20 protein-coding genes are annotated in these 25,110 nt (G+C 47.4%); 9 read left to right on the forward strand and 11 right to left on the reverse strand.

Translation table 11 applies throughout. From position 1 onward, the window contains the following. The first annotated feature begins 21 nt into the window (after window positions 1–21). The 3 genes from infC (at window position 22) to rplT (ending at window position 1,440) form a co-directional block, all read left to right on the forward strand. On the forward strand, window positions 22–618 hold the full coding sequence (gene infC / locus QVE43_RS04535; RefSeq protein WP_288004632.1) for a translation initiation factor IF-3: 597 nt from the start codon (window positions 22–24) through the stop codon (window positions 616–618). A gap of 152 nt (window positions 619–770) precedes the next feature. Continuing rightward, window positions 771–968: a 50S ribosomal protein L35 gene (gene rpmI, locus QVE43_RS04540; RefSeq protein ID WP_288004634.1), complete on the forward strand. Its 198-nt coding sequence runs from the start codon at window positions 771–773 to the stop codon at window positions 966–968. A 115-nt stretch (window positions 969–1,083) separates the two neighbouring features. Beyond that, window positions 1,084–1,440, forward strand: a complete 357-nt coding sequence (gene rplT, locus QVE43_RS04545; protein ID WP_288004635.1) for a 50S ribosomal protein L20 — start codon at window positions 1,084–1,086, stop codon at window positions 1,438–1,440. Between the two features lie 288 nt (window positions 1,441–1,728). On the opposite strand, the gene QVE43_RS04550 is transcribed toward rplT, so the two are convergent. Together QVE43_RS04550 and QVE43_RS04555 are read right to left on the reverse strand one after the other, a co-directional pair. Continuing rightward, a complete protein-coding gene (locus tag QVE43_RS04550) occupies window positions 1,729–4,149 on the reverse strand; it encodes a thiamine pyrophosphate-dependent enzyme (protein WP_288004637.1) in 2,421 nt (806 codons plus the stop codon). 264 nt (window positions 4,150–4,413) lie between these two features. Continuing rightward, window positions 4,414–6,411 (reverse strand): ComEC/Rec2 family competence protein, encoded by a 1,998-nt coding sequence (locus QVE43_RS04555; protein WP_288004638.1) that lies wholly within the window; start codon window positions 6,409–6,411, stop codon window positions 4,414–4,416. Window positions 6,412–6,658: 247 nt separating this feature from the next. Here QVE43_RS04555 and QVE43_RS04560 point away from each other — a divergent pair, with 247 nt between their 5' ends. From QVE43_RS04560 to QVE43_RS04585, 6 genes are all read left to right on the forward strand, one after another. Then, the gene (locus tag QVE43_RS04560) at window positions 6,659–7,105 is read left to right on the forward strand and encodes a RimK/LysX family protein (RefSeq protein WP_288004639.1); all 447 of its coding nucleotides are present in this window, start codon (window positions 6,659–6,661) and stop codon (window positions 7,103–7,105) included. A gap of 5 nt (window positions 7,106–7,110) precedes the next feature. After that, window positions 7,111–8,025, forward strand: a complete 915-nt coding sequence (gene rimK / locus QVE43_RS04565) for a 30S ribosomal protein S6--L-glutamate ligase (protein WP_288004641.1) — start codon at window positions 7,111–7,113, stop codon at window positions 8,023–8,025. Between the two features lie 228 nt (window positions 8,026–8,253). Continuing rightward, window positions 8,254–8,730, forward strand: a complete 477-nt coding sequence (locus tag QVE43_RS04570; RefSeq protein WP_288004642.1) for a hypothetical protein — start codon at window positions 8,254–8,256, stop codon at window positions 8,728–8,730. A 271-nt stretch (window positions 8,731–9,001) separates the two neighbouring features. Further along, on the forward strand, window positions 9,002–10,141 hold the full coding sequence (locus tag QVE43_RS04575; protein ID WP_288004644.1) for an FAD-binding oxidoreductase: 1,140 nt from the start codon (window positions 9,002–9,004) through the stop codon (window positions 10,139–10,141). A gap of 93 nt (window positions 10,142–10,234) precedes the next feature. Next, a complete protein-coding gene (locus QVE43_RS04580) occupies window positions 10,235–12,463 on the forward strand; it encodes a DUF5916 domain-containing protein (RefSeq protein ID WP_288004646.1) in 2,229 nt (742 codons plus the stop codon). A 16-nt stretch (window positions 12,464–12,479) separates the two neighbouring features. Next, complete coding sequence (locus QVE43_RS04585) at window positions 12,480–13,532, forward strand: ferredoxin--NADP reductase (protein WP_288004648.1); 1,053 nt, start codon at window positions 12,480–12,482, stop codon at window positions 13,530–13,532. On the opposite strand, the gene QVE43_RS04590 is transcribed toward QVE43_RS04585, so the two are convergent. From QVE43_RS04590 to QVE43_RS04630, 9 genes are all read right to left on the reverse strand, one after another. Beyond that, complete coding sequence (locus tag QVE43_RS04590) at window positions 13,529–14,173, reverse strand: alpha/beta hydrolase (protein ID WP_288004650.1); 645 nt, start codon at window positions 14,171–14,173, stop codon at window positions 13,529–13,531. The genes QVE43_RS04585 and QVE43_RS04590 overlap by 4 nt on opposite strands. 5 nt (window positions 14,174–14,178) lie before the next feature. Further along, window positions 14,179–14,616 (reverse strand): hypothetical protein, encoded by a 438-nt coding sequence (locus QVE43_RS04595; protein ID WP_038032744.1) that lies wholly within the window; start codon window positions 14,614–14,616, stop codon window positions 14,179–14,181. 74 nt (window positions 14,617–14,690) lie between these two features. Continuing rightward, a complete protein-coding gene (locus tag QVE43_RS04600) occupies window positions 14,691–15,620 on the reverse strand; it encodes a hypothetical protein (RefSeq protein ID WP_288004652.1) in 930 nt (309 codons plus the stop codon). A gap of 52 nt (window positions 15,621–15,672) precedes the next feature. After that, complete coding sequence (locus QVE43_RS04605) at window positions 15,673–16,113, reverse strand: hypothetical protein (protein WP_288004654.1); 441 nt, start codon at window positions 16,111–16,113, stop codon at window positions 15,673–15,675. 18 nt (window positions 16,114–16,131) lie between these two features. Continuing rightward, a complete protein-coding gene (locus tag QVE43_RS04610; RefSeq protein ID WP_288004656.1) occupies window positions 16,132–17,037 on the reverse strand; it encodes a hypothetical protein in 906 nt (301 codons plus the stop codon). 30 nt (window positions 17,038–17,067) lie between these two features. After that, window positions 17,068–20,274 (reverse strand): ATP-binding cassette domain-containing protein, encoded by a 3,207-nt coding sequence (locus QVE43_RS04615; protein ID WP_288004658.1) that lies wholly within the window; start codon window positions 20,272–20,274, stop codon window positions 17,068–17,070. A gap of 69 nt (window positions 20,275–20,343) precedes the next feature. Then, entirely contained in the window at window positions 20,344–20,712 is a 369-nt protein-coding gene (locus QVE43_RS04620; RefSeq protein WP_038032741.1) for a DUF1987 domain-containing protein, read from the reverse strand. A 51-nt stretch (window positions 20,713–20,763) separates the two neighbouring features. Further along, window positions 20,764–21,315, reverse strand: coding sequence for a SiaB family protein kinase (locus tag QVE43_RS04625; RefSeq protein WP_038032740.1), 552 nt, complete (start codon window positions 21,313–21,315; stop codon window positions 20,764–20,766). Window positions 21,316–21,430: 115 nt separating this feature from the next. Further along, complete coding sequence (locus QVE43_RS04630) at window positions 21,431–25,096, reverse strand: PAS domain S-box protein (protein WP_288004661.1); 3,666 nt, start codon at window positions 25,094–25,096, stop codon at window positions 21,431–21,433. Between the last annotated feature and the right edge of the window lie 14 nt (window positions 25,097–25,110).

A 25,110-nucleotide genomic window follows, 5' to 3' on the forward strand; every position in this document is an offset into this window, starting at 1 on the left:
AAAGGACGTTACAAACACACAATGCGTAGAAAATCAAGAAGACCAAGAGGAGGAAGAGTACAAAAAGAAGAACCCTACCGCATCAACGAAAAAATACGAGCAAAAGAGGTTCGTTTGGTAGGTGATAACGTAGAACAGGGCATCTACCCTATTGAGGAAGCCCTCAAGATTGCCGAACAACAGGGGCTTGACTTGGTGGAAATAGCCCCCAACGCCGACCCGCCTGTTTGCCGGGTCATCGACTACTCTAAGTTCAAGTATGAACAAAAGAAGCGCGAGAAGGAAATCAAAGCCAAAGCGCAGAAGGTAGTCGTCAAGGAGATACGCTTCGGACCCAACACCGACGAGCACGATTTCAACTTCAAACTAAAACATGCACGCAGCTTCCTGGAAGAAGGCGCCAAAGTGAAAGCTTATGTACACTTTGCCGGGCGTAGCATCGTATTCAAAGACCGCGGCGAGGTATTGTTGCTCAAGATGGCTACTGAACTGGAAGACGTAGCCAAAGTAGAACAAATGCCTAAGCTGGAAGGTAAGCGCATGATTATGATGCTCGCACCCCTGCCCAAGAAAAAGAAAAAATCGGAAGATAAAGACGAGGACAAAGAGAGCGAATAAAAGTACGCCTCTCTCCCCCCTCGCCCATACAGGGCATGCAGGCGCCATTGTCTGCATGCTCTTTTTTAAAATGCATGGCCGTTTGTGTAATTGATTCATTCCTTGTAAATTTGCCTTCCTTTTCAAGTATTATCGCATAAAATCAAATAGTTATGCCAAAGCAAAAAACCAACTCAGGAGCCAAGAAGCGTTTCAAGCTGACGGCTACCGGCAAAATCAAGCGTAAGCACGCTTTCAAAAGCCACATTTTGACCAAGAAAAGCACCAAGCGTAAGCGAAAGCTTACCCACTCAACCTTGGTGCACCCGGCCGATATGCCGCGTATCAAGTCTTTGTTGGCAATGCAATAAGCTGCCGGCAACATCATTATTGACAATTTCATTATTCGGTTTCAATGTTTCACCCGGTGTCCGGTATTAAGTATGCCTTAGCGGCATCGCCGTTCACCAAAAAAAGGAAAAAACTATGCCTCGTTCAGTAAACCACGTAGCATCGCGCGCACGTCGCAAAAAAATGTTGAAGTTTGCCAAAGGTTATTTTGGCAGAAGAAAGAATGTATGGACCGTAGCGAAGAACGCAGTAGAGCGCGCATGGCAGTATGCCTACCGTGACAGAAAACGCCGTAAGCGTGATTTCCGCCGCCTGTGGATCATGCGTATCAACGCCGCTGCCCGTCAACATGGCATGTCTTACTCTCAATTCATGGGCTTGTACAACAAATCGGGCATGCAGCTCAACCGCAAAGTATTGGCTGATTTGGCCATGAATCATCCCGAGGCTTTTGCAGCCATTGTTGAAAAAGTAAAGGCTGTGCAAGCTTAATTGTGCTTGCTTCAAAAGCAATTAAACATACACCAAGCCGCCTCAATAAGGCGGCTTTTCTTTTTCCCGGTGATAAGTAGCGAGGGCTGATTGTGACAGCACAGCCTGCACCCGGCTTGTCATCTCGAACAAGCGAAGCGAGGTGAGAGACCTCATCAAACCAAGCCGCAAAAAGCAAAGGAAATTTCCCGCTAAACGCTCGAAATGACAAAGAGGACAACAGGCATAACAAAAAAGGGGCAAGCGCCCCCCTTTTTTTATGTACTTTATTTTACTGCCCGGCTGCTTTTATTCATACAGCGCAGGAAACTTTGCCGGATTGAACTCATGCATCATGGCATATACTTTGTCCACGATTTCCTCTACATTCGGTTTCGAGAAGTAGTCGCCATCGGAGCCATATGCCGGGCGATGGTCTTTGGCGGGGATGGTGAGCGGCTGCGAATCTAACCAGCGGTAAGCCCCCTGCTCTTCTACTATCTTTTGCAGCATAAACCCGGTGGCGCCGCCGCTTACGTCTTCGTCGGCTACCACTAAACGATTGGTTTTCTTCACCGATTCCACAATGTGGTGGTGAATATCGAAAGGCAACAAGGACTGCACGTCTATCACCTCGCAGCTGATACCCAGTGCTGCCAGTTCTTCGGCCGCTTGCATGACAATGCGACACATAGAACCATAAGTAACGATGGTTACATCTTCACCTTCACGCAGCACTTCGGGAACCCCCAAAGGCACTGTAATATCAGCCAGGTTATCGGGCATGCGCTCTTTCAGGCGATAACCATTCAGGCACTCTATGATGAGCGCCGGGTCGTCGGATTGCATCATGGTGTTGTAGAAGCCGGCTGCCCGCACCATATCGCGCGGCACCAGCACATGCATGCCCCGCAAGCTATGCAATAGCATGCCCATGGGCGAGCCTGAATGCCAAATACCTTCGAGACGATGGCCACGCGTACGCACAATCACAGGTGCCTTTTGACGCCCTTTGGTGCGATAACGCAGCGTAGCCAAGTCATCGGACATGATTTGCACGGCATACAAGATATAATCCAAGTACTGAATTTCGGCAATGGGACGCAACCCACGCATAGCTACGCCTATGGCTTGCCCCAAGATGCTGCACTCACGAATAGATGTGTCGGTAATACGTATTTCACCGTATTTTTCCTGCAAACCGGCCATGCCCTGGTTTACGTCGCCAATGCGCCCTACGTCTTCACCGAAGGCAATGACTCGTGGGTCACGCGCAAAGAGTGCATCGAAATAGTTTTGCATGATTTCACGCCCATCTACCAGAGGGCTGTCGTCTGAATATATCGGTTTCACTTCCGGCACATGCAAAGGCGACTCATCGGTTTCGCTATACAGGTGCGAGCTGTATTCATCATGGGCTTGTGCGCTCTTTTCTTTCACCCACGCAACCAAAGCCTGACGGGCAGGCAGCTCTTTTTCATCGCGCAACACACGGATAGCACGTTTCACAGCCCTGAATGCGTCGCGTTTAATGGGGTTGATGGTTTCTTTAAATTCTTTTACGATATCGCCCAGTTCACCGGCATGCAGCTTGGAAGTTTCGGCAGCCTGCTGCAAAAGCTGCAAGGCGCTGTCGGTATAGGTTTTAACGCCTTTCAGATAATTACTCCATGCCGTATTACGGGCTTGTTTTACACGTGCCAACGCTTCTTTTTCTATTTGAGCCAGCTCTTCTTCGGTAGCGATGCCGTTTTCAAGTATCCACTCCTTGAACTTACGGTTGCAATCATAGTTGCGCTCCCACTCCAAGCGCTCGGGTGATTTATAGCGCTCATGCGAGCCGGAAGTAGAGTGCCCCAATTGCTGCGTGATTTCGGTCACATGCACCAAGGCCGGCATATGTGTTTTGCGGCACTGCTCTGCTGCCTTACGGTATGTTTCCAGCAAAGCGGGGTAGTCCCAACCTTTCACTTCATAAATCTCGAAGCCCTTGCCGTCTTTGTCTGTTTGAAAGCCTTTTAATGCCTTCGATATGCTTTGCTTAATGGTATGGTACTCTTGCGATACGGAAATGCCATATCCGTCGTCCCATACGGACATCAACATGGGCACTTGCATAACACCGGCCGCGTTCATCACCTCGAAAAACATGCCTTCCGAAGTAGAGGCATTGCCAATGGTGCCAAAGGCAATTTCATTGCCGTTGTTAGAAAACTGCTTGAAAGGACGCAGGTCGGGGTTTTCGCGGTAAAGCTTGGATGCCCACGCCAACCCCAAAAGCCGCGGCATCTGACCGGCCGTTGGCGATATATCGGCAGATGAATTGTAAAGCGCTGTTTGATTCAACCACTTGCCTTGCTCATCGACGAGGTGGGTGGCAAAATGCGAGTTCATGCAACGTCCTGCAGTGGCCGGTTCATGCTCCGGGTTGGTGTCGGCATAGAGCTGCGCAAAAAATTCTTCGAGTGTAAGCGCTCCAATCGCCATCATAAACGTTTGGTCGCGATAATAACCTGCACGCCAATCGCCTTTTTGGAAAGCCTTAGCCATGGCTATTTGCGCCAACTCTTTGCCATCGCCGAAAATGCCAAACTTGGCTTTTCCCATAAACACTTCCTTCCGCCCCAAGATGCTTGCTTCACGGCTTTCACAAGCCAAGCGGTAATCTTTTAATATGTCTTCTTTGGTTAATTGAAGCTTAGAAAGAATTTTTTTTTCTGCTACTGCCATGAGTGTAAATGTTTAGGTTATTTGTGAGCAAGGTTGATAAAGGATTGTTTTTGAAAGAAGCTGCAAGGCACTGTGCAGCCCTTGCAATATACATTTTTTCAAGCAGAAATCATAACACAAAATTGCACCTTGCAAAGATTTGTTTGCACTATTTTATACAAAAAAATTTTCCATTTCACCTGTTTCACTCTAAATTATTTCATACAAAAAACTCATACACAATTCTTTGTTTTACCCACTTGGCAAAAATCCAAATTTTACACTTTATTCTACCGGCGAATTTTCGCTCATACACCAAGCTCCCTCTTTGCTTAGCTCATGCACTACGAAGCGCCGCCGCAGGGCTTGCCGTTGTTGCGTACTTACCTGCCGCCCCAAAACAATCAAGGGGACATGCTTCAGATATCTGTCCGGGATAGTGTAATAAGTATTCCACACGAGCACATCCGGGGGCTGCTTCCACAGCCCTGCCGTATCCACGGGGGCATTGACCAAGGCAATATGCTTGCCGTTCCATATAAGCCTCCATATGCGGGCACGCGCGCACCACGCTTTATCGGAACACCAAGCCTGCTGCCCCTTCACAATCCATACCTCGCAGTGCTTGTGTTGGCTGTTATACCATACATACAAGCGGGTTTCCTTGTTCAGTGCATACTGTTTGGATACATTATGAAGCGTGCCTATCAATAGCACCCCCGCCGCTCCAATAACTGCTTTTGAAAAAGCTATTTCTTTGGTCAGATACAGCCCCAACAGCAACAGTAAGGCATACGCTACCCACGTGTCCGCCATATCCCAATAAGGAACAGGCACAGGCGGGCAGTAGTGCTGTAGCCACTGCAAACAACGCTCAATCAGTGATTGCATGACCACCAATGTTTTTGTGAAAAGAGCAATGAAGGCAGCGGGGGCACCCGCCCACGCCATGATACCCAAGCCAAGTGAAGCCAACAGTAAGAAAGGCGCCGGGGGCACTACCAATAAGCTACTGGCCAAACTTGACAAAGGAAACTGACGGAAATAAAGCAATGTAAGCGGCAAAGTGGTCAGCTGGGCGGCAACTGAAACACACAACAACTCATATCCCTTTTTGAGTATAAGGAAGCGGGGCTGCCAAAGCTTCGACAAACGGGGATAAAAGAACAAAATTCCCAAAACTGCCAAATAAGAAAGTTGAAAACTCAAATGGAAGAGCAGTAACGGATTCCATAACAAAAGCAAAAAAGCCGAAAGCGCCAATGTGTTGTAAGCATTGGTGGTGCGGTTCAGGCAAGAAGCCACCGAGAACAGGGAAAACATCAGCGATGCCCGCAGGACCGAAGGCGATGCCCCGGTGAGCAAAGCATAGCCCCACAATAAAGGCAAGGTAGTCAGTAGAAACAACCAGCGCCACGCGGGGCGTTGCCCCGGCTGCCACAGCCATTGCATCAACAAAAACAGAATACCCACATGCAAGCCCGACACCGCCAAAACATGCGAAGCGCCCGTATCGGCATACAATTGTTTTATGTCCTGTCGTAAGAGACTTTTATCGCCCAAGCTTAGTGCCAGCAGAACACCGGCATGCTGCTTCACGCCGGTTTGTAGAAGCGATTGTTTTAAGCGCACCTGCCAATGGGCAATATGGCGCCGGATAAGCCCCCACCCGCTCAAAGAAGTGTTGACAAGCAAACAACTGCCTTGCTTCACCCAAGCGGTGAGATATATGTTGTGGTTGTGCATATATGCCCGGTAGTCGAAATCTCCGGGCTTCAAAGGTGGCGCAAAAGGTTCTATTTTGCTTCTCAACAATAAGTGGTCAGCAATTTGCAGGGTCTTCAGGCTGTCCTGCAAGCGCAACAACACCGTGCACGGGCGCCCGGGCAACCGCCACGTTTGCCGCTCTGTATCGTAGTAAGCGACCAAAAGGGCTTCTGCCTGTGTGTAATTGGCTTTGCGGACCGGCGTTTCTTGTATTTCTGCCAGCCAAAGAACGGGACGCCCTTCCCAACGGGCATATAAATCCATGGCAATGGGCTGCCGGTTTGTTAGATTGTACCGGCTATTGGCACACAACAACACCAACAGGTAAAATAGAACAGAAAGCACTATGTCATGATAAGCGCGCCTTCGGCCTTGAACATACCACCAATAAGCCGCCAACAAAACGGTGAAAGCACTTAGTACTACACACAAAGTAGCAGGCACGCGCACCCAATGAAAGCGCGCAAGCAAGATGCCGGCAATACTCATTAGCGCAAGCCGTACGAATGGCGGCATGGTTGACAGATATTAAGGATTAGTGGTTTAACTACAAGTTAATCAATAGCTTTATAAAAAGCTATTCACTCCCCCTTCCCTGCTTCCATTTTTTTACATTCCACGCACTATTTGCTAAAAACCCCCATTGAGCAAGGCAACAAACCCACAAACTTTACTTCATCATTTTTTTACACCAACAATTGCCAAAACTTATGTTTATTTGCAGGCTTTTTCTTTATATTAAAGAACACAACATTGCCATTGCATGAACCATCGACTGTTGATAGGTGCCTTCGATAAAATTGATTTACCGGAATTTGAGCTTTACGACTTGGATTGCAAGATCGATACGGGCGCTTATACTTCGGCCATACACTGCCACCGGGTATGCCTGATTGAAGCCCCCGGCGGTCAGCAGCTCTTGAGCTTTCACCTGTTGGACCCTGCCCACCCTCAATACAATGACCACGAATACCGCACCGCCCATTTCTATGAAAAAAAGGTAACCAGCTCATCCGGGCATAGTGAATACCGCTTTGTAATTCAAACAAAAGCCGTTCTCTTTGGCAGGCTGTTCGATATTGAGTTCACCCTGGCAGACCGGGAGCAAATGCGCTACCCTATCCTATTGGGCAGAAAATTTTTGAAGAAGTATCACTTCTTGGTGGATGTAAATCAAAAAAACCTTTCTTTTAAGCAGAAAAAGCAATAACAACTATGCGCATAGCCGTTCTTTCACGCAACAAAAAACTTTACTCCACTGCCCGGCTCTTGGAGGCTATCCGGCAGCGTGGACATGAACCGCTGCTCATCAATCACACCAAGTGCTATATGGTGATGGATGACGATACGGCCGATGTATTTGTGGGCGACCATCGTATAGAAAATGTAGATGCCATCATTCCCCGCATAGGCGCCTCGGTTACTGCCTATGGTGCGGCTGTCATTCGCCAGTTTGAAATGCAAAAGGTGTTTACCACCTGCGGCTCGCTGGCGCTTATACGCTCACGCGACAAGCTGCGTAGCCTTCAAATCCTCGCAAAATCGGGTGTAGGCATTCCGCGCACCGCCTTCGCCAAATACCCCAGCGATATCGACTACCTCATCAAGCAGGTAGGCGGTCCCCCGCTCATTATCAAGTTGCTGGAAGGCACTCAGGGCTTGGGCGTAGTGTTGGCAGAAACCAAGACCGCAGCCCGCTCTGTGTTGGAGGCTTTTTACGGACTGGACGCCGAAATTTTGGTGCAGGAATTTATCAAAGAATCGAAAGGCAGCGACATCCGGGCATTCGTTGTGGGCGGCAAAGTAATAGCCGCCATGAAGCGGCAAAGCGCGGGGGGCGATTTCCGTTCCAATTTGCACCGGGGCGGCAAAGGCGAAGCAGTCAAGCTAAGCCGGAAAGAAAAAGAAACCGCCATCAAAGCAGTGAAAGCTTTGGGACTACAAATCGCCGGGGTCGATATGTTACGCTCCGAACGGGGTCCCTTGGTTATAGAGGTCAATTCGTCGCCCGGTTTGGAGGGTATAGAAAAAGCTACGGGTGTAGATATAGCAAGTAAAATAGTGCAATATATAGAAGAGCACAGCCAGAACAACAGAGACCCCAAAAAAAGGGACAAGGTGGGGGTTTAAGCAGTCTTTTCAGAATCTTATTTCAAGATAAGCAAAAAAACAGAATAGACTGTTAATATACACATGTTTCATACAAGATATAGCCGGCAAACAAAACTATATTTTGTACAATTCAAGCAAGCATACAGGTAAAATAGAAGCCCCGACAAACAAAAAAATGCTATAATTTTTACTTGCAATCATTGAAGATTTACTATCTTTGCAATCGATAAGCGAGCGCGCATAAGCATGCAATCACCCATACAAGAGCAATTGTGGAAAGAGTGGGAAGATGCCTATCTGCAAATTATCGATAGGTGTTTGAGTATGGGTAAGCTGATGGAAGAAAACCTGACTGCTGCAGACGCCGGCCAACCAGCTTCTCTATTGTCACAAGCCATTATGGAATGGGCAAACGGGCAGTTAAATACGCTGTATCATCTGCAGCAACGCATCGAAGCAGCGGGACTTGCCATGCAGGTACCTGTTCTCTTTCAGCAATTTGCGCTTTTATTTCTGGCTCTTTTGCAAGAAACCGGTAAAAACAATGTAACAAAAGAGCAGAATGGCACGAAATTTATGGCATATTCAGTACCATCAATGCTGGAAAGCATCAAGGCACTAAAAGGCTTGGAGGTGTTTTTTGAAGAAGAACAAGACAAGGTGAAAGCCATGTGGCAGGAAGTCCGGCAATACATCCGGGCTTTTTATGGAAATGAAAAATGAAACGGGGCAACTCTGCTCCTTTAAGATATTCAACGATTTTTTTAATCGATTTTAATAAGCATCAGAAAAAGGCCTGCGGCATTGCTGCAGGTTTTTTTGTTTCTGAAATTGTGTAACAAGGTGCAAAAGTTGCCTCCGTTTTAGGGGCGTAAGTTAGCAAAATTTTAAGAAAAAACACAAAAACAATAGAAAAGCCTAAAATAAACCCCACTCTTCTGCGTTTTCTTTTGTTGTCTCTTTTAATGATGGAACCTCAAACTATTGACAAGCCATGCAAACAAGCAGCAATAGCTACTGGGAAAGACAGTACTGGAGTAGTTTCGATTATATTATTGTAGGCGGCGGACTGGTAGGACTCTCCTGTGCCGCATCTTTAGCCGAAACCCATACAACTGCCTGTATTTTGGTATTGGAGCGCGGCCTGCTTCCTACGGGGGCAAGCACCAAAAATGCGGGTTTTGCCTGCTTTGGTAGCCTTACCGAGCTGCTGGCCGACCTTCAACATACTGACGAAGACAGTTGCCTGCAAACCGTGGAACGCCGCTGGCAGGGGCTACAAAAGCTACGCCGGCGTTTAGGCGATGATAAAATAGGGTACGAAAGCTGCGGTGGGTATGAGCTGCTGCTGCCCGCGCATCTTCATGCCCTGGAGCATATGCCTTATGTCAACCGTTTGTTGCAAAGCATCTTTGGTCAAGATGTGTTTCGGTTAGCCGATGACCGGCTGCCTGCCTTTGGCTTCCGGGGCGTTCCTCACCTGCTTTACAATGCCTTTGAAGGAAAAATCAATACCGGCCTGCTTAGCCGCGCTTTGCTTGCCTATGTGCAGCAGTTGGGCGTAACCGTGCTTAGCGGTGCCGAAGTAGTGCACATAGAAGAAGAAGGTGAGCGGGTAAGAGTACAGGTAAAGCAAGCTCATAGCCCGACGCCCTTCAGCTTTGAAGCGCCTCGTGTGGCTGTGTGCACCAATGCATTCTGCCGCCAATTATTGCCCCGGCTGCCCGTTACCCCCGGTCGTGGACAAGTGCTTATTACCCGCCCCCTCAAGCAACTCCCCTTTAGCGGTATCTTCCATTTCGATGCAGGCTATTATTACTTCCGCGACATAGACGGCAGAGTGCTTTTTGGTGGCGGGCGAAACTTGGATTTTGAAGGCGAAAGCACTGCTGAGCTTACCCCCACGCCTTTCATTTACAACCATTTGATTCAGCAGCTGAAAGACATGATTCTGCCGGGCATTCCGTTTGAGATAGACTATGCATGGGCAGGCATCATGGCTTTTACCCCCAACCGTCAGCCCATTGTAAAAAAAATATCACCTTCCATAGCTGTGGGGGTGGCACTAAATGGCATGGGGGTTGCCATTGGCACGGAGGTAGGTGCACAAGTAGCCGAATTATTACATAGCTGACCCGGGCAACCAACCCCACCTCCATACTTTCCATTCGGTTCACACGTTTGTTTAGTGCAAACCGGCCTGTCTTTGCTTCACCTTTAAAAAATTATGAAAGGAATGATGTTGTACCGTTTTTTTACACTATGTCTTATGGTGTGTAGCGTAGGTTGTGCCATAGGCTATGCACAAAAGCAAGAAAATCACGAGTTACTTGCCCGTAAGGTTTCGCCCGGCAGCATAAAAATAGACGGGCTGCTCGACGAGCCCGTATGGCAACAAGCAGCGGTGGCGAATCATTTTTGGCAAAATTTCCCCTACGACAGCTCCGCTGCCAATGCGCAAACCGAAGTACGTGTGCTTTATGACGAAGATTACATCTACATAGGTGCCATTTGTTACGGGCAGTCACCGGATGAAATTGTGGTCTCTTCCTTACGCCGGGATTTCAGCTCCGATAACAACGATTTTTTTCTTGCAAACTTCGATACTTTTCAAGATGGCACCAACGGCTTTCAGTTCGGGGTAAACCCTTATGGGGTGCAACGTGAAGGACTGATTGCCGACGGTGGCAACCGCGGCACCGATGAGGCTTGGGATAACAAATGGTTTGCCGAGGTGAGTCGTCTGGCAGACTACTGGGTGGTAGAAATGGCGATTCCCTTCAAGTCCATTCGTTTCAAGAATGGAAGCACTGAATGGAAAGCCAATTTTTTGCGCGGCGACCTGGCCCACTTTGAGCGTTCAAGCTGGGTGCCGGTGCCACGCAATTTTTCTATTTCCTCATTGGCTTATACCGGCATCCTCCGGTTTGAAACCCCACTGCGCAAGCCCAAGTCCAATATTGTGGCAATTCCCTATCTTACGGGCAGCTACAACGAAGATTTCACGCAAGACACGACCGGTGCTGTGTATAAAGGCAATGCCGGGGCAGATTTCAAAGTAGCCCTCAGTGCATCTTTAAACCTGGACCTCACCTTTAACCCCGACTTCTCACAAGTGGAAGTCGATCGGCAAGTAACCAACCTTGACCGCTTCGAGATATTCTTTCCTGAACGAAGGCAGTTTTTTCTTGAAAATGCTGATCTCTTTGCCAACTTCGGATTTTCCCGCATACGTCCTTTCTTTTCACGGCGCATAGGTATTGCCCGTGACACCGTCACCGGACTGATTGTGCAAACGCCCATTTTATACGGCGCCCGCTTGAGCGGCAAGGTGAATCGCGACTGGCGGGTGGGGCTCCTGAACATGCAAACGAACCCCGATGAAAGCCGGGGCATTGTAGGCAAGAACTATACCGTGGCGGCGGTGCAGCGCCGTGTGTTTACCCGTTCAAATATCGCTGCCGTGTTTGTGAATGAACAAACTACCTCTACCGAGCAACAAGATTTCACGTTCAATACCAACCAATATAACCGGGTAGTAGGCTTGGACTACAACCTTGCCTCTGCCGACAACACCTGGCAAGGCAAGTTTTTTTATCATCAACTATTCACACCTGAAAACCTGCCCGGGCAATTTGCCCATGCCGCTTACTTGGCTTACAACAAGCCTACCTTTTTTGTGGCTTGGAATCATGAATGGGTGGGCGGAAACTACAAACCCAGCACCGGCTACGTGCCTCGCAATGGCCATTTTCGTTTAGAGCCTTTTGCACGCTACACCATTTTTCCCAAAAAAAGTAAACATATTGCCCGGCACAATATCTTTTTCTACAATAGCTTTTACTGGGACAGCCTCGGTACCTCTACCGACCGCTTCAGTCAGCTTCGCTATGAAGCCGTCCTGCAAAACACGGCCGGACTCAACCTGGCAGTGCGGCGCAATTATGTGCGTCTTTTCTTTTCGTTTGACCCCACCAATACCGATGGCTTGGAACTGCCCGAAGGAAGCGAGTACACCACTTACAGTGCCGAATTCAACTTCAACACTGACAGAAGAAAGCTGTTCAATTTAGATGGTGGCATCAACTACGGGCAGTATTACAATGGTCATCTGCTGGGGATTCAAGGCTCTGTAAACTACCGCTTTCAGCCTTTCGGAAGCATCAGCCTGTCGGGCAACTATATACGTATTTTGCTGCCACAACCTTATAATTCGGCAGAATTGATATTATTGGGTCCCCGCATCGACCTTTCATTTACACGTAAGCTCTTCTTAACTACTTTTGTACAATACAACAACCAAATCGACAATGTAAATATCAATGCGCGCCTTCAGTGGCGCTTTAAGCCGGTTTCTGATATTTTTGTGGTATATACCGACAACTATTTCGCCAATGAACTGCAACAAAAGAACCGGGCATTGGTTATAAAAGCAACGTATTGGTTAAATATTTAAAAAAGAAAATAAGTCTATGAAAACCCTTTCTTTAACTATAAAAGAAGTCAGAAAACTCACGCCCGATGCCATCGAAATCACTTTTGAACAACCCGGTGAAGGCGCTTTGAGCTATCAGGCAGGGCAGTTCCTCACTTTTATACTAAACATAGAAGGCAAAGAATATCAACGTTCCTACTCTATTTGCAGCTCTCCCTATACCGGAGAGCTACCCAAAGTAGGCATTAAGCGGGTCAAAGGTGGGATTGTTTCCAATTATCTGAACGACCATGCCCAAGAAGGTATGGTCATTGTGTCGCAACAGCCTTCGGGACGCTTCACCCCTACCATCACACCCCCACACGCCGAACATTATGTACTATGGGCAGGCGGCAGCGGCATCACCCCCATGATGTCCATCATTAAGTCGGTATTGCAGGCCAACCCGGAGGGCAAAGTTTCTTTGTTCTATGCCAACCGGGACGAAGCAAGCATTATGTTTTATGAAGATTTGAAAGAATTGCAAAAAGAACATGCCGGCCGTTTGCATATTACCCATATTTTGGAACAAGCCCCCGAAGGGTGGCAAGGTCTCACCGGCCTGCTCTCGCCCGAACGCGTACAAGAACTGCTTCGTCCTTTGTTGCAAGCCGGCGAACCTATAAGTCACTGGATGTGTGGTCCTTCCGGCATGATGGAACAAATACAGAAAGGGTATGATGCCTTGCAGTTGGGCAAGGAGTTGCACAAAGAAGTATTTACTTCATCGACCGATAAAAGTAAGACAGATGCCACTGCCGGCAATACACAACCGGAAATCAGCCGGGTAATTGTGCACTTTGACCGCGAAACTTATGAGTTTGAAGTTCCCAAGGGGCGCACCATCTTAGACGTAGCTTTGGATAAGGGAATTGACTTGCCCCATTCTTGCCAAAGTGGCATCTGCACAACCTGCATGGGCAAGCTTAAGAAAGGCAAAGTAGAGCTGGAAGTGAAAGACGCCCTCACCGAACAAGAGATTGAAGAAGGCTATGTCCTCACTTGTGTAGGCCATCCACTCACAGAGGAGGTAGAAATAGAAATAGACTAAGCCAAGGTGGCAAGCACACTTTCTTTTACTTCGTGCCCACCTTCATAAAACAGCGGCTTCATATCGAAGCCGTATTTTTTATGCATATCTATAAAAGATAGTAACTGTTCAGGGGTAATGAAGCGGTCCTCTTTTCCAAGAACAAAATAAACAGGCGCACCCTGCAGACGCTCCGCCGCTTTTTCAAAATCCCAGTCATGCGGGAAAACACCTCCCCACAAGATAAGTTTCGAAGGTGTAAAGCGGCTGTGTAACAGCCAGCGGCATACTGTGGCACAGCCCTGCGAGAACCCCAGCAAATGCATTTCGAATGGATGTTCCCAAGAGGCGTACACCTCTTGCTCTATTTTCCGGAAGTAATTTAAATAGTCTGCAATCTCGGCTTCACGCATTTCCTTGGTCATCCAAGAAGCTCCTACCTGCCCCACGCCTGATTTCAGGTAAAAACGTGAAAGCCCTTCGGGGGCAATGAACAGGGTTTGTCCGTCATCGAGACAAAAGAAGGGCGTCAGGAAGTCGGCAGCCAGTTGTCCATAGCCATGAAAACACCACCATATGCGGCGGATATGGGCGCCGGCATGCCCTAAAGTATAAAAACGCGCGGTGCGTGTCACGCCAAGGGTATGCATTTCATACTGCATGACGCTTAGCGTTTGAAACCAAGAACTGCGGCCGCACAATCATGTCTTTTGTCAACCAAAGTGAAGCGCAAATAATAGATGCCGGTGCGGTTGCAAATAATTTGCACGGCGGGCACGTAAGTATCGCCTACAAAACTTTTGGCTATTTCGTTACGCTCGGCATCTTCTACCGTCACAATCACCCCCTCTGCATTCTTTTTGCCGTTGTTTACAAAAATCATATAAGTGGTGCCGGTGCTGAACACATAAGAATATTCTATTTCCTTATTGGTGCCCCTTTGGCCATCTATCTTGTAACTTTTAAGGAAATTGAAGTTTTTTTCCTTCAAGAAGTTAAGTGCTTCTTGAACAAAAGGCTCGGTATCGCATTGAGCACGAGCCGATGAGACGCTCCCCAACAGATAAAAGAAAGCAAAGGATAAAAACAAGCACCACCGTTTCATTATTCATCATTTTTTAGGTAAAAGGGCTTCCTTGAGGAGCAAAACAAACTCAAAGAAGCCCTGCCGGTATCCTTTTATTCAACGATCAACCGGCGCATTTCTTTTACAATAGAGTATATCTTTTGAAAATCTTGTTCAGTGAAGTTTAACTCTACGGACTGATCTTCTTGCACTACCGTGGGCACGCCGTCAATGACCGTGTCTTTCGATATTGTTTCCACTTTCAAGGAAACATTGGCATAGGCATCTTGCAGCTGCTTTGCTTTTTCATACAGTGCTTTTGCCTCGGGGTTAATCGCTTGAATATCTTCCAACAGCTTTACAATGTTGTCAAGCGATACTTTTTGGTCAGCAATATGCTCGAGCAGCTGTTGTTTGTTTTTGGCATTTTCAGCCACGTGGCATCCCAGATAGAGCGCTTCCACCCAGCCGCCGGTTACAACCAATACCGTGATGTCGCCCCGGTTTTCTTTTTCCAAGCCATCCTTCATGGTCTGCAGGCTGGTAAGCGTCTCTGCCAAGAGTTCATCAATGCTGGCATTGGATTCGGTCAACTGCTTGAGGCGCTCAAAATCGAAGTAAGAATCTACTTTCAAGCCTGTTGACAAGTCGCGGATGGCTACCAAATAGTCGATTGCGTCTTGGTTTTTACCATAAAGATGAGCAAACCCCAAGTCAGTACTGTAAACGCCTACATTCAGTGCCCGTTTAAAATCAGAGCCGTAATTTTTGGCTTTGTTGGCATCGTGCAAGATGGCAGGGTCATACTTTGCCCCCGACTCCTGCACCAAAGAGGTCATTTGGATGGGGCTGGGAATGGCACGTAATAAGGTAAAATCATTGCTTAGCTTCTGAAGGGCTTCCTCTACATCCACTGTATTTTCAGTGGTTCCATTAGTTTGGCTGTTACCTTCACCCTCTTGTTGTTCGGCTTCTCCGCCTCCACAAGAAGCCAATAAACCCATAGACAGCAGCAGTGCAATTGATAAATATTTTTTTAACATGGTTGGCAGTTGTTTAGTTGTTCGAAAAGTATTGTTGTCAAGCAACTCCGGATTAACGCTTAAAGCCTACTACGCTTACCAGGCAATAATCCTTCACAGAAGGCTCAAAGGTAAACTTCAGGTGGTAAATACCGGTTTGGCTACAGCGGAAAGCTACTGCCGTGCGGTATTCTTTTAAAGAAGGATTATAATTATCTATCAGCTTGCGACGCGAGCCGTCAAACAACTCAAATAAAATGCCCGAAAATTCTTTGGGGTTTGACTCATTGGCAAAGGTGATCATATAGGTTTGCCCCCGGTTGAAAATATACGAGTACTCTACCGTCTTGTTAGAGCTGGCATCGATGCGATAGCTCTTGAGGAAGGTATATCCGCGCGGACGCAACTGGTTCACACACTTGCGCGTGTACTCCCGCATTACCTCCGGTGTGCACTGCTGTGCGTAAGCAGCGCCTCCAATCAACAAAAAGAATAACAAAACATAGCGTTTCATGGCAGTTCTAATTTTGGGTTAGTTAACGATTTGATTTCTTATATCACGAACTTTGTTCAATATAGCATTTAAATCATTCAGTGTAAATTGCACTTCGGCTTTTTGCTCTTGCTCTATGGTCAGAACACCGTCTATTTCCACTTGCTTCACTTCACCGGGCACATACTTCACCTCTACGTGCTCATAAAGCTCAGCCAGTTCTTCCAACTGACTGCGCAGACGTTTGATTTTGGGGTTAAAGTCTTCATAGTTACGTAACAGCACCAACAACTGTTCCAACACTATTTTTTGCTCGGCAATGCGAATCATCAGTTCTTCGTTGTGTTGTTCGCGCTCTACATTGCAGAGCAGGTACAGCCCTTCCAACCAACCGCCGGTTAAGATAAGCACTGTCATATCGGCACGCCCCTCATTTTGAAGGGCTTCGTTCATACGCTCCAGGCTGCGGGTCGATTCCATTACCAGCACGCCCAAGCTGTCTTTATAAGCAGCCAGTTTGCGAATATGTTCAAAATCAAAATATTTCTCCACGTTCAATCCGGCTGCCAGGTCGCGAATAGCCGTAAGGTAGTTGATAACGTCTTGGCTTTTTCCATAGATGTTGGCATAGCCCAAGTCAGTACTGTAAATGCCCAAGTTCAAGGCGCGACGGTAGTCCGTATTGTATTTGCTTACGTTTTCCGGAGAGTTTAGTAGTGTAGGGTCATATTCTGCCACTTGTTCAATCAAGAAAGCAACCTCTACAGGGTTGGGAATTGACTGAATGATGCCCTTGATAACCTCCGGCGATAAGCGGGTAGTTGTTTTTTTTGAACTATCCTGCATTGCTGTGACAGAGGATGCCTTATCTTCTTCGATGCTTTCACCACAAGCACCGAAGAGTAAAATACAAAGGATGAGGTAAAGCCACGATGTGTTTTTCATATTATTTAGCATTTATTACAAGCAATTTATTTATTTTTTTTTGAAAGACTTAGCCATTTCCCACCCCTTCGACAACGATAGTTTGTTAAAGAAGTCTGTATAAAGTGTAAAATACAATAAAATCGTCAATATCCATATAGCGGCTATATCGAAATAGTAGGTATCGAAGTAGCGTCCCAAGAAGTGTTTACGAGGCGCCATAAAGTGAGCACGGTAGTCAAGGGCATGCTTATAATCAGTAGGGTCCTGGAAGATAGGATCCATGTGTTGTAAAAACTTGCCTTTATATAGTTCTATCTTGTCTTTCATATTGGCATTTTTAGCCAAATCGGCCAAAGCATCATTGTAAAACAGTCCTCGCAGTGAGTCAAGGTTTACCCCTTGGCTTTCGATATTAAACAAAAAGAGTTCTTTTTGACGCCGTGCTGTGTTGAAACGTTTTTTGTAATACTCTTCGAGCGTGTTGAGGTATTCCTCCAGATACTCTACCGTTTTGTAAGAAAACCTTTCGGGCGTCAACTCATGCAAAAGATTTTCATAATAGGGCGTTTCGGGACGGTGCTCCCGCGCATAGCTATAACGCGCATCGGCACGCTGTTCCCGCTCCAATTCCTTAGCCAGAAGGGTCAGTTTTTCCTCCAACGGAGCGCGTGCTTCGCTTTTGGTCAGCTTCAGCAAATCTTCGGCCGCGCCCAGCACCTCACGCATTTCTTCCAACCAAAAAGAGCGCCGGTAGTCGGCAATACTTTCCTCTTTATCGAAGCCATACACAGGCGCCTCGTAAGGGTTATCTTTAAACTGCCGCACGGCAATGGCTTCAAAGCCCCAGCGCGATACCATCAAATCTGCCAAAAGAGGCACACGTCCTTTTTCACTGACTACTGTGTTCAGCTTGTTAAAATTGAAAATAATACCACTCAATATCATTTGGGGAATAAGCAAAAGCGGAATGGTAATATAAACGGTTACTACCGAGTTGAAGGTGTTGGATATATTCAACCCCAGCATGTTGGCAAAGCAAGAAACGGAAAAGAGCACCAACCAGTAGGTCCAGGTCATTCCTTGCACTTCCAGGATGGCATTGCCTATAAGCACAAAAGAAAGGGTTTGAACTGCCGACAAGGTAAACAGTATCAACACTTTGGAAAGCAGATAACTATGCTTGCTTATATTCAAAAAGGCTTCGCGCTTCCGTATCTTTCGGTCTTTGATAATCTCTTCGGCACTGACGGTCAAGCCCATGAAAAGGGCTACCAGCACACAAATGAGGATATAGGCAGGTATGTTGTCATTGAAACGATAGACATACTCCCCTTCCGGTGTATTCTGATAGCGAATCACAAAGGAAAGCAACAAAGCCAACAAGGGCGCTTCCAAGAGGTTGATGGCTACATATTGGCGGTTTGTCACTTTCGACAAGAAATCGCGCGTAGCCAGAATGGCCGTCTGTTTGATTTTACCGGGCAAATCCAAAGCTTTGGGAGGCAGTTCGGTTACCCGCTCTACCAGCTCGGTTTTGCCTCCAAACTCTTTGAGGTACTCTTCGTGCCATTGCTCGGGGGTGCGCTTGCGTTTGTTGGTATATACCCCTTTTTCGGTTACTATCCGCTCTTCAATAATATCAAAGATTTCCTCGGGCTTGGTATTGGCGCAACGCTCGCAAGCCGGTTCATCGGCGCGCGGATACTGCGCCTTGCGACGGAAATAACTGATGGCTTCAATGGGGTTGCCATAGTAAATAGGATAACCTCCTGTATCAAGAATCAGGAGCTTATCAAACATCTTAAATATTTCGGATGAGGGCTGGTGAATCACTATAAAAATGAGTTTTCCTTTCAAGGAAAGCTCTTTGAGCAAGTCCATGACGTTCTCGGAATCACGGGACGAAAGCCCGGAAGTGGGTTCATCCAAAAAGAGCACGGAAGGTTCGCGAATGAGCTCCAAAGCAATATTCAAGCGTTTGCGCTGCCCCCCACTGATAGTCTTTTCCAAGACCGACCCCACTTTCAAGTCTTTGATATGCTCCAGCCCCAAGTTGGCAAGCGTATCCACCACCCGTTCGTGCAGCTGCTTTTCGGTCAGGTCCTTAAAACAAAGTTTGGTACTGTAGTATAAGTTTTGATAAACGGTCAGCTCTTCAATCAGCAGGTCATCCTGTGCCACATAGCCAATCACCCCCTCGATGCGCTGCTTGTCTTGCTCGTCGTGAATGTTCACACCATTGAGGAGCACTTGCCCCTTGGAAGGCTTTTCCAAGCCGGAGAGCACATTCAGCAAAGTGGTTTTCCCGGCTCCACTGGCTCCCATGATGGCAATCAAGCGGCCGGCGCCCTCCTTCAGGTTGATGTTGCGCACGCCGATGTTGCCGTTCTTGAAACGGAACTCAATATCTGTGGCTTCAAAGGAAATGGGCTTGATGCTTTTGCCTATAAAGCCACTTACAACCTCGCTATAATAGACTACTTCGAGCTGTGTACGGATGATGCTTCCCCGTGCAAAAACTTCCACGACATTGGGCACTATTTCCACCGCATCAAGGCGAACCACTTCATAGTCACCTGTTTTGTCGGGGAGGTAACGCAAGAAGAACACATCTACATCAGGGATGCGTAAGAAGACCAAAGCACCTTTCAGGCCCTTTTCGGGCGAAAGGTGCTTTGCCAATTGCTCATGGGTAGGATAAAAATCGGAGGCTATAATGAGCACTTCTTCGTGTATCAGGAGGTCTTCCAACTCTCCCAATACGAAGTCTTTGATCAGCCCAAAATATTCTTCCAGCTGGAGTGATTCTGCAGCGGTGCGAATCACTTCTATTCGCCTGGCACTGAGATTGTTATCACAGGCCACCAGCTCAAGCATACGAATTAAAGCAAAGACCTTCTGTTGAAGGTCGAGGTTGTTGTTGATTTCCCGGCACATCTTTAACGCACGCACCGAGAAACGCATGAAAGCCCTTTCTTCTATCTCTTTGGCTACTTCAGCAGTATCTACCTCTTGTGCCCCTTCTTTTTTCTTGTTGAGCTTTTCGATCTCTTTCTGCCGGGCACGTTCTATATTCTCCTGAAACTCGCGCTCTACCTGCTCATAGATTTGGAGATACTTGGGTACCGAGGCTTTATCAAGTGCGCGTTGAAAATAGTCCTCCACATAAGCACGCTCCTTTGGGGAGGTGCCTCCATCTTGCATTGTTGTAATGGCAAACAACTTTGCTAAAGCCTCTAATACGTTTTCACTCATAGACTTTCATTTGGTTCGATACTGCTGCCCGGCAACTCACTACTTAACACATTAAGCAGAAAAGTAGCGTTAGTCTGCCAATATTCTAAATTCAAATTCTACATCCACCATGTCTTCAAACTCTTTTCCTGCTTCTTCCATGTCTTCATCGTCTTCGAAGTGATACCATATCACCTTGGCATTGGGAATGCCTTCCAAGGTCTGCAGCACATCTAATAAGAGCTTGGAAGAAGCTGTATTAAAGTACTCAAGTTTGAAGTTAAATACAGTTTCGGGGTTGGGGTTCGAGGCATACTCTTGCAGCCATTCGATAATGGGGCGATAGAACTCGCGCGCATCTTCGGGGAGAGAACGGCCCGAGATCTCAAACACGCCATTGTCCTTATCCAAGATCACTTTTGGGGTATCCTCTTTTCCTTCTAAGCTGATGATGTTCATATGTCCTTCAGTTAGTTTGTAGATTACAAAATTATAAAAAGTTAGATTGAATTAATCTTCCCGGGGAACGGTAATTTGCAAAGAGAAGAAAGAAAACTCATCATTGATAGGCTCAAAAGAATACTCGAGTTTTTGCCCTGACTTACGCGCCATGTCGATAAAACCTAAACCGGCTCCGCCTTTTTCAGAGATTTCGCCTTTTTTGATTACCTCTTTATACAACTGCTTCAAACCGTCTTTATCCAGGGCGTTGACTTGGTCTATCTTAGAGGATATGGACTCTATCACTTCGTTGCGAACGGGGTTACCCGAAGTAATCAAGTACTGCGATACGCTTTTGCCTAACAAGAAAATAGCGTTGTTGCGCAAACCGTCTTCGCCTTTTTCGTTGAGGTCTTCGGCGTGCTTCACGATATTTTGCAAGCACTCGACCATTACATTAAACACCTTTCTTTTTACACCGGAGCTCTCACCAATGGCATCCATGTTGCGCTCAGCCATGGCCAAAATAGACTTGGTGATTTCTTGTGTAAACTCCCCCTCATATACTAATATGAGGTTGTGTGCCAGCATCGTTTTGTGTAAATCAAAAACATATTTCATAGTCAAATACTCATTTTGGTTAATTGTAAAGATTAACAAAATAAAATTAAATTTCCACTAATTTATACATAAAAAGCAAAATTATATATGCTTTTTCGTATTCAATCACTTTGCATCAAAAGCGAATACCGATAAACAGCACGTCGTCTGTTTGCTTGTTGTCGCCCATCCACTCCACGAAGGCAGTATCCAATGCCATGGCTATTTGGTCCATGTTTTCTTGTCTATGCTCTAAAAGAATGTTACGTATTCTTTTAGAAGAGAACTTCCGGTTTTGAGGACCTCCAAACTGGTCCGGCATGCCATCAGAGAAGAGGTAAATACTCAAGCCCTGCGTCAAATCCAGCTCATGCACGGAGAACTTGTCCCTGTCGCGGAACTGCCCACCGCCAATGGGCATTTTATCGCCTTTAATCTCTTGCACATCCTCATCGGAAGGATAGAGATAATAGAGCGGCCGGTGTGCACCGGCATACAGTATCTTATTGTTCTTCAAGTCGATGCGTGCCAATGACACATCCATACCGTCGCGGGTTACACTGTCTTCACGGTCTTGGCGTAAGGTATGGGTCATCTCTTTGTCGAGCAGGTCCAGGAAGTCGTTGGGTAAAATGTCGCTATGGGTGTCTATGATGTTGTTCATGAGGAAGTAACCGATAAGCGACACCAAAGCACCGGGCACGCCGTGTCCGGTACAGTCGGCGGCTGCCACATAAATATAGTCGCCTTTGCGCACAATCCAGGGGAAGTCGCCACTAACCACATCCCGGGGTTTGAAGATAACGAAAGAGTCGGCAAAGTAAGAACGCAGCAGCTGCGTATCCGGCATGATGGCATCTTGAATACGCTTTGCGTAGTTGATACTGTCGGTTACTTTCTTATTGGCAGTTTCTATTTCGAGCTGGTATTCCTTCATTACGGTGATATCGTGCAGTACAACCAAAATAGACTCCAGCTCGTTGTCTTCACCAAACTCCGGAATAGCATTCAGCTGCATGACGCGGTCGCCCAAAACCGAAGGGAAGTCGATTTCGAGCGTCACTTTTTCACGGCGGGCACTGACACCTTCCAACACACGATACATCTGACGCACCACCTCTTCGGGCAATAACTCATTGCTCAATACCTTTTGCAGGTATTCTTCCTTAGCCTTCGCCGTATAGTTTTCGATGGTCGGGTTGATATAGTAGATAACCCCTTCGAGGTTGAGACGCATAATCAAATCAGGCGAGTTTTCGGAGAGCGCCTGCATCTGCGAGCGCATCCGTTCTTCGCGCTCGGCGCGCTTGCGCTCCGTAATATCGCGCATATTCACAACAATCCCTTTGATGACGGGGTCTTGCAAGAGGTTGGTGCCGGTCACTTCCACCCAGATGGCTTCGCCGCTTTTTTTGCGGTATTCCATTTGAATGGTTACCCGCTCGTCGGGGTATTGCTTCAGTTCTTCGAACATGCGGCGGTAGGCTTCTTTCCACTCCTCTTCCACATGCACTTCATCGTTGATGCCTACCATTTCATCTACGCCGTAACCAAGGATTCGTTCTACCGAGGGGCTGATGTAGCGTATATGGATGGTTTCGTCATAAATGATAATTACCTCCGAGGCGTTTTCAAGCAGGATTTGCGTTTTGCGCTGCTCGTTCTGCACGGCTTGCTTTTCAAGCTCCAGCTGTTCAACTGTTTTTTGCAGCTCACGGCTTTTTTCCTGCAAGTCCTTGGCAATTTTTTCCAGCTCTTTTTGACGCGCCTGCAGTTCTACGTTCAGCTGGGTGGTTTCGGCTAAGAGCTTGGCTTCTTTTTCGGCTGTCTTAATGTTGAAGATGGTACGGGCGATGATACCACTGATTTCCTGCACAAATTTCACTTCGCGCCCGTCTTCTTCGAAGGGGTGCAAAGATGCCAGCTCCAAGCAACCCATCACCTCGGTCTCGTTGGTAATCAACGGCATGATGAGCAAACTGCGGGGGCGCTGCTCGCCCAATAAGCCGGAAGTAACGGTCAAGTAATCTTCGGGGATTTCGGTACGCCGTATCATATCGCGCTCGATGGCGGCTTGCCCCACCAGTCCTTCGGCGTATTTTCGTGTTACCTTGAAGCGGGCTTCCAAATATTTCTTTTTATTGTAAGCATAGCTGGCATACATTTCCAGATAGCTCACGCCCTCTTCATTTTCACTTTCATTCATCACATAAAATGCCCCTTGCACAGCACCTATTCTTTGCACCACGTAAGCCAGCAATTCTTCGCCCATTTCCTTCAGGTCGTTACGTGCACGCAGGATATCACCCACTTCTTTGACGCCCTCTACAATCCAACGCTTTTCGTCTTCTTCTTTTGCCGAAGCCACAATGCTGTCCCGCATGGCAAGCAGGGCGGTGGCCAACACATCGTCTTCGCCGGCGGGTTTAAACTCCACGTCAAAATCTTTTTTACCAATGCGTGAGGCGAAATTTGCCATGCTACGCAGGTTTGCCACCAGGCGGTTGAGGTAAGAGGCCATTTCGCCGACCTCATCTTTTGAGTCCACCTCGATGGAGGCAGGCAGGCGCCCTTTTGCCAAAGAAGCAACGGCATCACGCAAAATACCCAAGGGCTGCACAAAAAACTGCGAGAAAATAAGTCCAATAAGCAAAGCAACCAGCAGGGTAATACCTGCTGACAACAAGAAACGTTTCAGCAGCCCAAAAGCAGGCGCATATACCTCCGATGTATCAATTTTGGCAATCACGCCCCACTGCAGTTGAGGGACATAGTCGGTCACGGCCAGCACCTCTTTGCCCCGGTCGTCTGTCTCCTCCAACTCGGCTTGCTCGCCCGACAGTGCTTTGCGCACGGCCAGCGGCACGTCCAAGGCGTCGAGGGTGCCCATCTGTGTGAGGTTCATGCTTTTTACCGGGTCATCTTTTTCCAGCAGGGGGCGCTTGTTGAGCACATACACCGTATTGGAACCTTGCAGCTGCACCAGCAGTACTTCGCCCGTATTGCCCAAGCCGGTACGGTCATTGATGAGACGGTCGATGCGCTCAAAGTCTATTTCAAAAACAAGATAACCAATGCGGTCTTCATTGTCCTTAACGGGAGCAGCTGCCAGCAAATAAGGGGCGTTGTCTTGCAAAAAGACTTTGCTGAAATGTAGCGAATCACGGCTTGCCTCAAGGAAACCGGGCTCAACTACAGGCGGTTTGAAAGGCTTGTTTTCCTCTTGTACCGTTGTTTTTTTATCGGCTATGTATTTGATATTCTGCTTTTCATCGAGCAAATAAATGTTGTGCAAATCATACACTTTTCGCAAAATCGCGATGGCACTATCCAACTCGGCTTCGGGGGTAAGAAAGAAGGTCAGCGGATCGACTGCCGGCAAGGAGTCTTCCTGCTCCTGTGTGCCAAACAGAGGTTGGTTGTCTTCTGCAAAGATGGGGTCATCGGGCAAGATGTCGCTTTCATCATAGTCTAAAGCAAAGGGGTCATTTTCATCTGTTGCAAAAGGGTTGGTCCCGGCTATCTCTTGGTCTCCGGACTCGTCAAACAAGATGCGCCGCTTGGCGGCATTGAGGCGTGTGCCGATGGATAAACCCCGCTCAATTTCATGGACAAAGGTATTGATTTTCTCTACCTTCAGTGCCGATACTGCGTGCAGCGATTCTATGGCACTCTTCCTAAAAGCGGTTTTGCTTTCCTGAAAGGCAAAGTAGCTCACTGAGGCAACGGCCAACAGTGCCACCAGCAATACTACCACTGTGATTTTCAGCCCTAAGCTTATATTTTTCCGCGTTTTCATCATTCGTATGGCTTTTC

The organism is Thermonema sp. (genome assembly GCF_026003375.1).
GTDB classification, from domain to species: domain Bacteria; phylum Bacteroidota; class Bacteroidia; order Cytophagales; family Thermonemataceae; genus Thermonema; species Thermonema rossianum.

Excerpts from the sequence above, each read along its gene's own strand:
- QVE43_RS04595 (WP_038032744.1), bottom strand. The coding sequence starts at position 14,616 with ATGAAACGGTGGTGCTTGTTTTTATCCTTTGCTTTCTTTTATCTGTTG.
- infC (WP_288004632.1), top strand. The coding sequence starts at position 22 with ATGCGTAGAAAATCAAGAAGACCAAGAGGAGGAAGAGTACAAAAAGAA.
- QVE43_RS04620 (WP_038032741.1), bottom strand. The coding sequence starts at position 20,712 with ATGAACATCATCAGCTTAGAAGGAAAAGAGGATACCCCAAAAGTGATC.
- QVE43_RS04555 (WP_288004638.1), bottom strand. The coding sequence starts at position 6,411 with ATGCCGCCATTCGTACGGCTTGCGCTAATGAGTATTGCCGGCATCTTG.
- QVE43_RS04550 (WP_288004637.1), bottom strand. The coding sequence starts at position 4,149 with ATGGCAGTAGCAGAAAAAAAAATTCTTTCTAAGCTTCAATTAACCAAA.
- QVE43_RS04585 (WP_288004648.1), top strand. The coding sequence starts at position 12,480 with ATGAAAACCCTTTCTTTAACTATAAAAGAAGTCAGAAAACTCACGCCC.
- QVE43_RS04600 (WP_288004652.1), bottom strand. The coding sequence starts at position 15,620 with ATGTTAAAAAAATATTTATCAATTGCACTGCTGCTGTCTATGGGTTTA.
- rplT (WP_288004635.1), top strand. The coding sequence starts at position 1,084 with ATGCCTCGTTCAGTAAACCACGTAGCATCGCGCGCACGTCGCAAAAAA.
- QVE43_RS04590 (WP_288004650.1), bottom strand. The coding sequence starts at position 14,173 with ATGCAGTATGAAATGCATACCCTTGGCGTGACACGCACCGCGCGTTTT.
- QVE43_RS04570 (WP_288004642.1), top strand. The coding sequence starts at position 8,254 with ATGCAATCACCCATACAAGAGCAATTGTGGAAAGAGTGGGAAGATGCC.
- QVE43_RS04630 (WP_288004661.1), bottom strand. The coding sequence starts at position 25,096 with ATGATGAAAACGCGGAAAAATATAAGCTTAGGGCTGAAAATCACAGTG.
- QVE43_RS04625 (WP_038032740.1), bottom strand. The coding sequence starts at position 21,315 with ATGAAATATGTTTTTGATTTACACAAAACGATGCTGGCACACAACCTC.
- QVE43_RS04575 (WP_288004644.1), top strand. The coding sequence starts at position 9,002 with ATGCAAACAAGCAGCAATAGCTACTGGGAAAGACAGTACTGGAGTAGT.
- QVE43_RS04615 (WP_288004658.1), bottom strand. The coding sequence starts at position 20,274 with ATGAGTGAAAACGTATTAGAGGCTTTAGCAAAGTTGTTTGCCATTACA.
- QVE43_RS04580 (WP_288004646.1), top strand. The coding sequence starts at position 10,235 with ATGAAAGGAATGATGTTGTACCGTTTTTTTACACTATGTCTTATGGTG.
- rpmI (WP_288004634.1), top strand. The coding sequence starts at position 771 with ATGCCAAAGCAAAAAACCAACTCAGGAGCCAAGAAGCGTTTCAAGCTG.
- QVE43_RS04605 (WP_288004654.1), bottom strand. The coding sequence starts at position 16,113 with ATGAAACGCTATGTTTTGTTATTCTTTTTGTTGATTGGAGGCGCTGCT.
- rimK (WP_288004641.1), top strand. The coding sequence starts at position 7,111 with ATGCGCATAGCCGTTCTTTCACGCAACAAAAAACTTTACTCCACTGCC.
- QVE43_RS04560 (WP_288004639.1), top strand. The coding sequence starts at position 6,659 with ATGAACCATCGACTGTTGATAGGTGCCTTCGATAAAATTGATTTACCG.
- QVE43_RS04610 (WP_288004656.1), bottom strand. The coding sequence starts at position 17,037 with ATGAAAAACACATCGTGGCTTTACCTCATCCTTTGTATTTTACTCTTC.